This window comes from Shewanella psychrotolerans (assembly GCF_019457595.1).
GTDB classification, from domain to species: domain Bacteria; phylum Pseudomonadota; class Gammaproteobacteria; order Enterobacterales; family Shewanellaceae; genus Shewanella; species Shewanella psychrotolerans.
This window is the reverse complement of the sequence record NZ_CP080419.1, coordinates 3,943,100-3,955,384: the sequence shown is the minus strand read 5'-3', so window position 1 is coordinate 3,955,384 and position 12,285 is coordinate 3,943,100. Positions and strand designations below refer to the sequence as shown.

Annotated in this window: 12 protein-coding genes and 1 tRNA gene; 5 read left to right on the top strand and 8 right to left on the bottom strand. The window is 44.6% G+C overall.

All coding sequences use genetic code 11. The annotated features are described in order from the left end of the window. Positions 1-167 precede the first annotated feature (167 nt). Positions 168-258 (top strand) — tRNA-Ser (locus K0I62_RS17420). A gap of 177 nt (positions 259-435) precedes the next feature. Here K0I62_RS17420 and K0I62_RS17415 read toward each other — a convergent pair. After that, positions 436-1,302: an AraC family transcriptional regulator gene (locus K0I62_RS17415; RefSeq protein ID WP_220069292.1), complete on the bottom strand. Its 867-nt coding sequence runs from the start codon at positions 1,300-1,302 to the stop codon at positions 436-438. 213 nt (positions 1,303-1,515) lie between these two features. On the opposite strand from K0I62_RS17415, the gene K0I62_RS17410 reads away from it, so the two are divergent. Continuing rightward, positions 1,516-1,659, top strand: coding sequence for a hypothetical protein (locus K0I62_RS17410; RefSeq protein ID WP_220069291.1), 144 nt, complete (start codon positions 1,516-1,518; stop codon positions 1,657-1,659). A gap of 102 nt (positions 1,660-1,761) precedes the next feature. Here the strand turns inward: K0I62_RS17410 and K0I62_RS17405 are convergent, their stop codons facing one another. From K0I62_RS17405 to priA, 7 genes are all read right to left on the bottom strand, one after another. Further along, entirely contained in the window at positions 1,762-2,196 is a 435-nt protein-coding gene (locus tag K0I62_RS17405) for a DUF3859 domain-containing protein (RefSeq protein WP_220069290.1), read from the bottom strand. 24 nt (positions 2,197-2,220) lie between these two features. After that, positions 2,221-2,610 carry a gamma-butyrobetaine hydroxylase family protein gene (locus tag K0I62_RS17400; RefSeq protein WP_220069289.1) on the bottom strand — a complete coding sequence of 130 codons (390 nt, stop codon included), beginning with the start codon at positions 2,608-2,610 and terminating at the stop codon, positions 2,221-2,223. A gap of 94 nt (positions 2,611-2,704) precedes the next feature. Next, positions 2,705-4,030 carry an ATP-dependent protease ATPase subunit HslU gene (gene hslU, locus K0I62_RS17395; protein WP_220069288.1) on the bottom strand — a complete coding sequence of 442 codons (1,326 nt, stop codon included), beginning with the start codon at positions 4,028-4,030 and terminating at the stop codon, positions 2,705-2,707. A gap of 54 nt (positions 4,031-4,084) precedes the next feature. Beyond that, complete coding sequence (hslV, locus tag K0I62_RS17390) at positions 4,085-4,609, bottom strand: ATP-dependent protease subunit HslV (RefSeq protein ID WP_220069287.1); 525 nt, start codon at positions 4,607-4,609, stop codon at positions 4,085-4,087. 368 nt (positions 4,610-4,977) lie between these two features. Beyond that, complete coding sequence (locus K0I62_RS17385) at positions 4,978-5,562, bottom strand: SPOR domain-containing protein (protein ID WP_220069286.1); 585 nt, start codon at positions 5,560-5,562, stop codon at positions 4,978-4,980. Positions 5,563-5,576: 14 nt separating this feature from the next. After that, positions 5,577-7,322 carry an arginine--tRNA ligase gene (gene argS / locus K0I62_RS17380; RefSeq protein ID WP_220069285.1) on the bottom strand — a complete coding sequence of 582 codons (1,746 nt, stop codon included), beginning with the start codon at positions 7,320-7,322 and terminating at the stop codon, positions 5,577-5,579. 124 nt (positions 7,323-7,446) lie between these two features. Continuing rightward, a complete protein-coding gene (gene priA / locus K0I62_RS17375) occupies positions 7,447-9,642 on the bottom strand; it encodes a primosomal protein N' (RefSeq protein WP_220069284.1) in 2,196 nt (731 codons plus the stop codon). 196 nt (positions 9,643-9,838) lie between these two features. Between priA and K0I62_RS17370 the strand changes: the two genes are divergently transcribed. From K0I62_RS17370 to K0I62_RS17360, 3 genes are all read left to right on the top strand, one after another. Then, positions 9,839-10,570 carry a LysM peptidoglycan-binding domain-containing protein gene (locus tag K0I62_RS17370; protein WP_220069283.1) on the top strand — a complete coding sequence of 244 codons (732 nt, stop codon included), beginning with the start codon at positions 9,839-9,841 and terminating at the stop codon, positions 10,568-10,570. Between the two features lie 290 nt (positions 10,571-10,860). Beyond that, positions 10,861-11,073, top strand: coding sequence for a 50S ribosomal protein L31 (gene rpmE, locus K0I62_RS17365; RefSeq protein ID WP_220062832.1), 213 nt, complete (start codon positions 10,861-10,863; stop codon positions 11,071-11,073). Between the two features lie 300 nt (positions 11,074-11,373). Then, positions 11,374-12,144 (top strand): thermonuclease family protein, encoded by a 771-nt coding sequence (locus K0I62_RS17360; RefSeq protein ID WP_220069282.1) that lies wholly within the window; start codon positions 11,374-11,376, stop codon positions 12,142-12,144. The last annotated feature ends 141 nt before the right edge of the window (positions 12,145-12,285 follow it).

Here is a 12,285-nt window from a genome sequence, read left to right as displayed (position 1 = left end):
TGCTACGGTTTGGCCAATCTTTAAACGTTTTGTTTTTTGTTAGCGACGTAAAAGGTGGTTTTTACGACATTTGTAGACTAAAAAAGCCTTAATGGATTATTTGTTGCTCACTTAGATAAATTGGGGCTTTACATTTGCAGGCCATTTCCTTACTATTCTCGGCGTTCGGAGAGATGGCAGAGTGGTCGAATGCACCGGTCTTGAAAACCGGCACGGGTTTATAGCCCGTCTAGGGTTCAAATCCCTATCTCTCCGCCACATTAAGAAAAAGGGCTACTCGAAAGAGTAGCCCTTTTTCGTTATGGTTTTAACCTTGATAGGTCTGTGGGCAGTTTGTGTAACCCTCCCCTAAAATAGTCCCTATTGCTTAAAGTCGCTTCTTCTAGGATGCCCGCTAGCTCGAGTACTCAAGCCTTTTGGGGACCCGATACTCCTCTATTTCAATGAAAAATAGATATCCGTAATCAGTTCGTGTTCGGCCACTTCAGGAAAGAAGTTCTGATATTCAAAGTAGAGCGGAAAATCTCGCAACTCCTCACCACTTTGGGGCAGCCATTCACGGTAAAATTGATAGATTTTATCATCCATCTGATCGTGTGGTCCGTGGTGGCGAATAACCGCGCAGCGTCCAGCTGGGACGGTTTTAGTGATAATGCCATAGTCATTGACGGCAACATCCTGCTTAATAGAACCACAAAGATCGAAACGAAAATCCTCCGGTGCGACACTGTTAGGATCGTTATAAGGGATACCCAAGGTCTTACTCGTTGCGACCGATGATTCATTACTCTGTTTACGCCAATCGATAAATTGCTGAATCGATTGATTTAGCAATGTTGGACTGCCTTGGTGTTCTAGTACGGCAGTTTTTATCGAGTCTCTCTCTGTTAACTCTACTTTCACTTTATCTCTCCTGATCAATTTGACCTTAGTATATTGCTGACTCCATTGCTCCCACTTTGGGGTTAATCGAAATTGGGATGGAGTTTGGTTAAAGGCATTTTTAAACGCACGGGAGAATGATTCACTATTCTCAAAACCAGCATCTAACGCGCTGTCGGTGATCTTGAGTTCAGGGTGAAACACGAGTCGATATGAGGCGCGTTTTAGTCGCATCATTGCGATATATTTACCTGCGTTAATGCCAGTAAATACCTGAAATTGGCGATGGAAGTGATATTTGGAGAAGTGCGCCACCTCACTGAGTTGTTCAAGCGTCAACGGCTGTTCTAGGTGCTGTGCGATATAATCGCATACGGCTTCAATACGCTTAGCGTATTTATGGCTGGCTTCTTGGTTCATATCCATCTCTCTTCAGGTGAGAGGCCATTGTGAATGTGGGTGAGTTAAGTGACCTGACAGATATTGCTCAATCTTTTTTTATTAATAGATAATATGCTGCCATTGACTGATAATTTTTGCTGTTGAGCGTGAGTTATAGTAGGAAAAGAGCGATAGAGCAAAGGTCATTGACTAGGCTATCGTATCGGTCATAGCGTCATATGGATAACAGTATTGGGCTACAGATGGCCAGCTAACCGTAGTGGCATCTCTGCTGTTGAAGCAATTGATGTTACCCTAGCGCAATTTGGTTTAACTGAGCAGAATCGCGAATATCCTTCTTATCGCGCCTTACAAAGTGACAAGTTAAAGGCGTAAATTGATCTTCCATTTATATTCATGCTTGCCAGTGATGGATAAACAAAAGCACTGATTGTCCTGATACTCGCTCAGTTAAACTGATATTGAAAATGTTCGCAGCTAAAATCCCCGTCGTTTCCAAAATGCCGATATTTGACTTTCATCATCCCGTAGATGAACATTAAAGGTCTTTTCTGCGACCACCTTACCTCTTAGCTCAAGAGTCATGCGCCACTTGCCGGCTTTGTTATGTTCTGGCGCCCAGATGGTGTCACCGAGATAAAACTTCCAGTCGTTCGACTCGACAAATACTTCGCCATCAAATGGAGGGCGAATATCGCCATTATCATCGGGTATATCAGGATGATATATACAGTATCTGAGCTTCTGATTTTTGGCTTTTTTGATTTGAGTGACGAAGCCAAATTCAATATCTATTTCAGCTGGGACATGAACCGTTGCCTTAATAAACTTAGGCAGTGCATCACTCTCTTCATCCCATTGGCTAAAAATACCCGCTTGTAAGATGGTGACATCGGCTTTGAGTTTCGACACGCAGAGATATTCCTTCGTTTAGATTTAGTTATGGTATTTCACGGTCATATCGATCATCGGTTCGCGACTTGCTTTCGCTGCACGAATTCTCGCGAGATAGTTTTCCCATAGTTCGACCTGATTGGTCGCTAAGTCATACAACACTTTCCAAGAAAATAGACCCGTATCGTGACCATCATCGAAAACAATTTTAACCGCATAGTTTCCTACAGGGGTAATTGCATCGATATTGACGTTTTTCTTATGGGTGACCAATACTGGATTGCCGTGACCATGTACTTCTGCCGATGGCGAGTAGACTCGTAGTAGTTCACAGCTTAACGTGTATGTGTTGCCATCATCAAAACTGACTTCGAGTAGGCGAGACTTGCGTTTGAGCTTAAGTCCTGTGACGTTGGGGCTTTGAACTGTCATCTGATTTGCCTTGTTGTGTTAGGTAAGGAACGAGACTGCTTATTGGGGCAGATAAAAAGAGGGCTTAGACGGTGTCCACCTAAGCCCTTTAGCATTACAAGATAAAGCGGCTTAAGTCTTCGTCTTGCACTAAGTTATCAAGGTGAGCGTTGACGTACTCGGCATCGATAACAGTGCTGCTGCCGGATTTATCAGACGCTTCGAAAGAGAGCTCTTCCATTAAGCGTTCCATTACAGTATGCAGACGACGCGCGCCGATGTTTTCGGTACGCTCATTTACTTGCCAAGCGGCTTCTGCAATGCGCTCTATGCCAGATTCACTAAACTCGATCTTAACGCCTTCAGTGCCCATTAGTGCCACATATTGCTCGGTAAGCGAGGCGTGTGGCTCAGTTAGAATGCGCTTAAAGTCGTTTGCTGATAGTGCTTGTAGCTCGACACGAATAGGCAAACGTCCCTGAAGTTCAGGGATAAGATCAGACGGTTTTGACATCTGGAATGCACCAGAAGCGATAAACAGAATATGGTCAGTTTTCACCATACCGTGTTTGGTAGTAACGGTGCAGCCTTCAACTAATGGCAGTAGATCACGTTGCACGCCTTCACGCGAAACATCTGGGCCTGATGACTCACCGCGCTTACAGATTTTATCAATCTCATCGAGGAACACGATACCGTGCTGTTCTACTAACTCGATAGCCTGCTCTTTAAGATCATCTGGGTTAACCAGCTTAGCGGCTTCCTCTTCAATAAGCAGTTTATAGGCTTCTTTGATCGACATCTTGCGGCGTTTGCTCGCGCCAGGCCCCATGTTTTGGAACATGCTTTGCAGCTGATTGGTCATCTCTTCCATGCCGGGAGGAGACATAATCTCGATACCGACTTGAGGCGCTGCGATATCAATTTCAATCTCTTTATCGTTTAGTTGACCTTCACGTAGTTTTTTGCGAAAGACTTGGCGAGTCGCTGAATCGTCTTTGTTGTCGCTGTCCCAATCCTCTTTAGGCTTAGGTAACAGGGCATCGAGAATACGCTCTTCTGCGGCTTCTTCTGCTCTAAATTTACATTTCGCCATCTGCTCTTCACGAGTCAACTTGATCGCTGCATCGGTCAGGTCGCGGATGATCTGCTCAACTTCTTTACCCACATAGCCCACTTCGGTGAACTTAGTCGCTTCAACCTTAATAAAAGGCGCTTTGGCAAGTTTAGCTAAACGGCGTGCGATTTCTGTTTTACCTACACCGGTTGGGCCGATCATCAAGATGTTTTTTGGGGTGACTTCTTGGCGCAGATCTTCATTAAGTTGCATACGACGCCAGCGATTACGTAATGCGATTGCAACCGAGCGTTTTGCTGCTTGTTGGCCAATGATATGACTGTCCAGTTCATGAACAATCTCTCTAGGAGTCATCTCAGACATAGTTTTCCCTTAATGCATGGTGCATAGGTTATCGATTTCGAGCTTAGCTCAAGATCAGTAATTCAGTTCTTCAATCGTTTTAAATTGGTTGGTGAACACACAGATATCACCAGCAATCGTTAAGGATTTTTCGGCAATATCTTTGGCGCTAAGCTCGGTGTTTTCTAAGAGTGCGGTCGCTGCGGCCTGAGCAAAGTTACCGCCTGAGCCAATCGCGATAAGGTCGTTCTCCGGTTGTACTACGTCACCATTACCCGTAATGATCAATGAGCATTCGGTGTCTGCTACCGCAAGTAGGGCTTCGAGCTTACGTAGCACTTTATCGGAACGCCAATCTTTAGCCATTTCAACCGCGGCGCGCATTAAGTGGCCTTGGTGCATTTCAAGTTTTGCTTCAAAGCGCTCAAATAGTGTAAACGCATCGGCGGTGCCGCCTGCAAATCCGGCTAATACTTTGTTGTGATAAAGGCGTCGAACCTTCTTTGCGTTTCCTTTCATCACTGTATTTCCCAGTGATACCTGGCCGTCACCGGCAATGACAACTTGATTGTTGCGACGTACTGAAACGATTGTGGTCACGATATTTCCTCTTCTCTAGCCGATAGGTAGGAAACCCATCGGTGGACAATGTTGTAGATATGGGGGATGGCATTTGAAATTTCAAGGGATAAAAGTTGTTCGGTATGTGTGTTTAAGCGAGTTAATGTTGATCTTTGCGCGAGTGCGCTGGGTAATACCAAAATAAAAACGGACTAAAAGCCCGTTTTATATCTATTAGTAGAAAAATGTGATCACTCAGCGACGATTTAGCACTTTAAATGCAGTGTTGAATGGCCTCACAAGAGAACAAGCATTCCATCATCCATTCGCCTTAAATGAGTTGCCAAAAAACACGCTGAGTCGATCACCTTCTTATACTGATTAGTATTAAATGATTGAAAGATTAGCTAACTGCCTTCCCAGAACCAAATTTGGCAGCCATTTAAACCGCCACGTTGCAATATGTGGCGGTGTTTCTCTGCCAGACGTTTACGATCGTAAGGGCCTAATACCACCTTGTACCAAATTCCACTGCTGCCTTCGACTTTACGCACTTGGGCTTCAAGCCCTTGGAACGCGATCATGGCTTTCATCTCTTCAGCTTGAGATTGCTTTCTAAATGAGCCACATTGCATTTGATAGGGGCGAGTCGGTGCGGTATTCTCCGGAATATCCACCTCAACCTGCTTATTTTCCAGTTCCCGCTGATAAGTCCACTCTTCCTTAGGTTTCGGAGGCAACGCATTAGGATCTTTTTTCTGCACTTTAGGTTTGGTCGCTTGTTCAATAACGACCTCTGGTGAGCTATCTCTGGCACTATCATTGATACTCCAGAGAAAGTAACCGAAGCCACCAATCAAGCCTAGAGTCACAAGAAAAAGCAAGATCGGGAAGCGTTTTGGCGCAGGTTGGGCAGACTTACGTCTGCCTCCTTTCGCCTTCGCTCGTCCTTTGGACGCAGGTTTTCTATTTGCGTAATCGCGATTGCTCATCTTTTCGCCTTACTTTACATGCGCTCTAAAGTTTCGATACCTAGTAGCTCTAAACCTTGCTTCAGCGTTTTAGCAGTAAGTTGTGACAGCAATAGACGGCTCTTCTTCTCGGTTTCTGAATCTGCAGCGAGAACAGGGCAAGCTTCATAGAAGCTTGAGAACGCGCCAGCAAGTTCAAATAAGTAACCACATAATGCGTGAGGCTGACCTTTAGCAACCATACGGTTTAGCACTTCGCCAAACTGGGCTAATTTAGTGCCTAACTCTTTTTCTTTGTCATGTTCGAGCGTGATGCTTGCATCATTTAAATCGACATCAGCGGCACGCTTGAAAATACCCGCAACCCGCGTATAGGCGTAAAGTAGGTATGGAGCGGTGTTGCCTTCGAAGCTCAGCATCTGCTCGAAGCTAAAGATATAGTCACTGGCACGATTCTTAGATAGATCGGCATATTTAACCGAACTAATTCCCACCACTTTAGCGATTTTTTCTAGTTCGTCTTGATCCATGTCTGGATTTTTACTGCGAACCAGTTCAAGCGCACGAGTTTCAGCTTCGCTTAATAGGTCGACTAATTTAACCACGCCACCAGAGCGAGTTTTGAATGGGCGGCCATCTTCACCGTTCATGGTACCAAAGCCCATGTGCTCTAAACTCATATTCGGATTAACGAAGTTAGCCTTACGCGCCAGATTAAACACTTGCTGGAAGTGCAGTGCTTGACGTAAATCGACAAAATAAAGCGCGCGATCGGCGTGAAGCACATTTGAACGATAGCGCATAGCAGCCATATCGCTGGTGGCGTATAGGTAGCCGCCGTCCGCTTTTTGGATGATAACAGGGAGTGGCTCACCCTCTTTGGTTTTAAACTCATCTTGGAACACGACTTTAGCGCCGTTACTTTCAGATAATAAACCTTGAGCATCGAGATCGAGTACGACCTGTTCTAAGTCATCGTTGTAGGCACTTTCGCCGCGGACATCTGCACGAGTTAGGCTAACACCTAAACGGGCGTATACGTCATAGCAATGGCTCAATGAAATGTCGTTAAACTCTTTCCATAACTTGTTACAGTACTCATCGCCCGATTGCAGTTCTACCACCAATTTACGAGCTCGGATGGCGAACTCTTCTGACTCATCGAAACGCACTTTGGCTGCGCGGTAAAAGCTTTCGAGATCAGATAGCTCCATTTGCGCTTGTTCACCATTTTTGGCTCGTAGCTCTTCCATGTAAGCCAGCAACATACCAAATTGGGTGCCCCAATCGCCTACGTGGTTTTGACGGATAACCTTGTGACCTTGGAACTCAAGGGCGCGAACCACACTGTCACCGATAATCGTTGAGCGTAGGTGACCTACGTGCATCTCTTTGGCAAGGTTAGGTGAAGAATAATCGACTACCACAGTTTGTGGTGTCGGCAAAACAACACCTAGGTGGTCATCATTTAACGCCGCCATTAACTGATTGGCTAGGGCATTATCATCAATAAAGAAGTTGATGAAGCCAGGGCCAGCGATTTCAACTTTCGCCACTTGGCTATCTTGTGGCAAGCTGTCGATAATTAGCTGAGCTAATTCTCGCGGATTTTTGCGTGCCACTTTGGTTAACATCATGGCTAAGTTGGTGGCAAAATCACCGTGAGTTTTGTCTTTGGTTCGGTCTACCTGAATACGCGCTTCAAAATCGGCCGGGATGATCTCCTGCTGTTTTAGGGTATTGATGGCTTGTTCGAGCAAAGATTGAATATGTGATTTCATTGGCGTTTAATCGACAGTTACTTAAGATAAAAAGATTCAGGGATAACCGCGTATTTTAGCCGTTAGTTATGACTAATTGCTATCCTCTGGGCTGAAATTCATGTGCTATTTTACATATTTTTTATTACAACAGGTCTTGCGGGTCGCGATCTAGGCTCCAGCGGCACTTCTTAGCTAAAGGGAGCGCTTCGATTAGCGGCAGTGCAATTTCAAAAGATTGCTGCAGCTGGCGACGTTCTTGTGTCTGAAACATCAGCTGACGCCGAAATTTACCTGCTTTCTTGTCCATAGGTGCGGGCATTGGACCAATCACTTCACAAAGGTCATTCTGTGGCAAAATGGCAGCCACTTGATTAAGAAACTCATCGGCGTCTTCTGCTTTATGAGCTTCCGCTCGAAGCAGTAACATATGCCAAGCAGGCGGAAGTAGCGCTTGTTTTCGCTCCTCTAGCTGACCTCTAGCAAATTCACCGTAACCTTTATGCATCAGTTCGCGCAAGATCGGATTATCGCATTGATGAGTCTGTAATAACACAGTGCCTGCTTTGCTCGCACGGCCTGCGCGTCCAGAGACTTGTGTATACAACTGACCAAAGCGCTCTGGCGCTCTAAAATCGGCACTAAATAATGCGCCGTCGACGTCGAGTAATCCCACTAAGGTCACATCGGGAAAATGATGGCCCTTAGCCAGCATTTGAGTGCCGACTAAGATTTTATATTCGCCTTTATGAATCGCATTGAGGTGACCTTCGAGCGCACCTTTACGGCTAGTGGTATCGCGGTCGATACGCACGACAGGGTATTTGGGGAACTCTTTCGCCAGTGCTTCGGCTAATTGCTCTGTGCCAACACCTTGCCCCATGAGCATGGTGCTTCCACACTGATGACACTGGCGTGGTATGGCATACTGATTGCCACAATGGTGACAACGGATCTCACCAAGTGATTGATGTACAGTAAAAAAGGCATCACAACGGTCGCATTCGTGCAGATGGCCGCACTCATGGCAGAGTAAGGCTGGGGCGAATCCACGTCGATTAAGAAACAGCAGTACTTGGTTGCCCGCATCTAAATGGATTCGCATTTCATTGAGGAGGGCATGGGATAGTCCGTTTTTTAACGGTTGATTACGAATATCGATAATGCCTTGGCGGACCTTTTCTGCAGCGCCGGCTCGTTCACCTAAGCTTAAATGGTGATAGCGTCCCGATAGTGCGTTTTGTAATGTTTCTAATGATGGGGTGGCGCTGCCGAGTAACACCGGGATCTGTTCTAAATGGCCGCGCATGACTGCTAAGTCTCGGGCGTGATAGCCGACACCTTCTTGCTGCTTGAAGCTGCTGTCATGCTCTTCGTCTAAGATAATTAGCCCAGGATAGCGCATCGGAGTAAATAATGCCGAGCGAGTACCAATAATGATCGCGGCTTCACCTGCGCGGGCTTGACGCCAGGCGTTAAGGCGTTGGTTGTCAGTTAATCCGGAGTGAATAACGGCGACTTGCACATTAAACCTGTGTTTAAACCGACTGATGGTTTGCGGGGTGAGACCGATTTCTGGCACTAAAATAAGTGCCTGCTTACCCTGTTTGAGTACGGTTTCTAACAGCGCTAAATAGACCTCAGTTTTACCCGAACCTGTGATCCCTTCTAATAAGGTGCAGTGGTAACCCGTTTGCTGATTAAGTGTAGCAACGGCGATCGCTTGCTCAGGATTTAGCTTATGAGGCTCTTCGTCTAAAGATAAGTTTTCTCGCCAAGAGAGGTCGAGTTGGTTGTCTCTATCTTGGTAATGGATCCAGCCTCTATCTTGCAGTGCCTTAATCGCCGTTTTGCTAAGCTCTAGTGCATTGAGCTCTTCTTGAGTTAGCTCACCCTCAACTAATTGCTGCATTACTTTGCGCTGGGCAGGTGCGCGTTTTAATGTGTCTATATCAGCATTTTTTCCTGCATCAGTCACTTGCCAATAGCGGGTGCTTTCGGCACTGACTTGGGCGCCTTTGCGCAGGGCAACAGGAATTGCTTGGGATAACATCTGTCCTACGCTACAAAAATAGTAACGCGCTGCCCATTGGGTCAATTTATATAGGGATTCAGGAAGCAGTGGTTCGTTGTCTAAAAACTCAATAACAGATTTAATCTGCTGCGGGGCTAAGTTGCACTCGTCGCTAGTGCTGGTGACTAAACCGATCAGTTGCTGGCGGCCAAAGGGGACTTTGACTCTTACTCCTTTTAGTGCCATTGGGATATTGGTTTCTTTCACCCGATAACTAAAGGTTTGGCGCATAGGGATAGGCAGGGCAACTTCAACAAACAGGGGCATAAACACAGGTAACTGAATTTTAGGTACAAGCAGTGTAACCAGCCATTTTTGCTAGGGCTACCACTATCTGTTTGTTTGCTCACTTTTGTCCTAAATCGACGCTGTTTTGATGGTGGGGGATGCGTAATAAAGATGTTGAATCACAACTGAGAATTGTGCTTAATAGAGGGACTGTTTTTTATCTTAAGACGATGATATGAGAACAATTCTATATGCCATGCTGACAACATTGTTACTCGTAAGCTATTCAAGTATGGCCAAAGTCACTCATGTGAGTATTAATCAGCAGCAGTTTGCCTTGGGAGCGAATCCTAAGCTGAAGGTTAATATCGTTACAGAGCGTTCTCATTTAGATAAGTTACAGTTTGTTGTCGAGCAGCAAAGTGGTAGCGAACGTTTAATGGTGAGTCCAATTAATAGTTTTATGCTGTTGCTTGACGGTGTTGAAGATGTCACCGATGCCGATGCGATGTTGATCGTCAAAGAGTATCAAATTAACCAATGGCAAGAGGTTAAAAGGATGCGCTTGTTTGATGGCGCTACGCTTACTAAGCCATTAGCTACACCGTTAGATAAGAAATTAACCAAGCCAACTGTAGTAAATGATAACCTTGTGAGCACTGCTGTTAATCCTACAGGTGTGGTTACCGCAAAACCGCTTTTGGATAACAATTTGATCGAACCCAATTGTCAGCTGGATTACGACGGAAAACAGACGCTATGGCGTATCGCTTCGATGTACGCCAAAGCGTGGCAACTGAGTACTTATGGTGCCGCGCTCGCGATTTTCGATGCCAATCCCAAAGCGTTTTCCAAGAGGAAAATTGACAAGCTTAGGGCAGATGTTGTACTCGTCTGTCCCTCTTTACTCGTTAAGCAAAGATACCTAGACGCCAAATTTGCTAAACAGACGTTTGATGCAATGTAACCTTGTATTGTTGTATTGACTGATGAACGCTATTTTCTCTAAGTGATTGCTTTTTATCTTGGTTAAATAGTTTTATCAACAAGTTCAGTTCTCTGTATAAAGGCCTTATTTTTGATCGGTATTTACTGGCGGGATTGTGATTAAGGCGCTTTATTGGTGATTTGATACGACAAGCTTGTATCTATTGTGTGTATCCTGTACTATTCCGCGCCTGAATATTCTATTAACTGCATGTGGTGTCCGACTTCGGGTTGGAAGAGCGACATGGCCTTTAACTTGAGGTAATCCCAATGAAAGCAGGCATTCATCCTGATTATGCAGAAATCACTGCAACTTGTACTTGTGGTAACGTTATCAAAGTAAACTCTACTGCTGGTAAGCCACTTCACCTAGACGTTTGTGGTGCATGTCACCCATTCTACACTGGTACCCAGAAAGTTATGGATACTGGCGGACGTATCGACAAGTTCAACAAGCGCTTCGGTATGCTTGGTAAGAAGTAAATATTACTTCTGTAATGAATTTAAAAAAGGTGTCTATATGACGCCTTTTTTGTTGCCTGCGATTTAAGCCCTTTATGTGTTATAACTTGTTTAATCTTAATTCTGACTATAATACCAATTACATTAAGTGCTTGACCATTTAGCGAGAATTTAATGGTTTGTACGTACGCAGGATGGTTGAAGCTAATCGCATCTGATACGCCTTGAGTAGAAAATCCTGAAGAGCTCTGAATTAATGCAAAAGGTATAATACTAACCAGTATAAGTTGGGTTTTACTTTATCGAGGGGTTTGATAAGCGATGAAAAATATCTGCATGATACTGCTGTTTCAATTGCCACTATCTTGTTTAGCTGGGCAAAGCCTCTGTGTACCCACTCAATATGATGAAATAGTTGAGTTTGCAAGTGTGATTGATGGCGATACCATTAAATTAGCAGATGATCGAGATGTTCGCTTGATTGGTATTGATGCTCCAGATATTGATCGCGACTATCCAGAATTATCCGAGCCGTTTGCTAATCAAGCTCGGCAATTTCTCCAACAACATCTTCAGCCTGGCCAAAAACTCAACCTTGCTTTCGATCGTAAACGCTTAGATCCTAAAGGTAAGACCCTTGCTTATGCCTATACTGAGGACGGCATTCATTTGCAGGAATTGATGCTTAGTAATGGTTATGCCAAAGCTCGGGTTTATCAAAATGATTATTTTTGGCAATGTTTGGAGGGCGTCGAACGACAAGCGCGTAATAATCGAGTCGGTTTATGGCAATTTGCACAATACCAACCTATGACTGTCGATCAAATCACTCGTGATGATCTAAATCGTTGGAGAGAGATCCGAGGAGTCGTTACCGGTTTTGAAAGAAAAGGTCAGCATATTTGGCTAATTATTGATGAAAAGTTTTATGTGGGCATACCTAGAGAAGAATCTGGTAAATTTAACAATATTTTGAACCTAAACCTGCTTGAAAGCCCCGTAATTGTCCGTGGAGAGTTGTATTATTCCTACAAAAAGTGGCAGTTAATCAGTTATCATCCTTCACAGATAGGTTTGCAAAATACGCCTTAGAATGATTTGACCGATAACAAACTGAAATTTTCTAATATCTTGTTTAAAAAGTGTCTTGATTCGAGTATCTTAGCCGCTTAACAATCTTGTTCGTTAACTTGTGAATATTTTGTTGGCGGACAGGCAAGTTTAGACCTCACT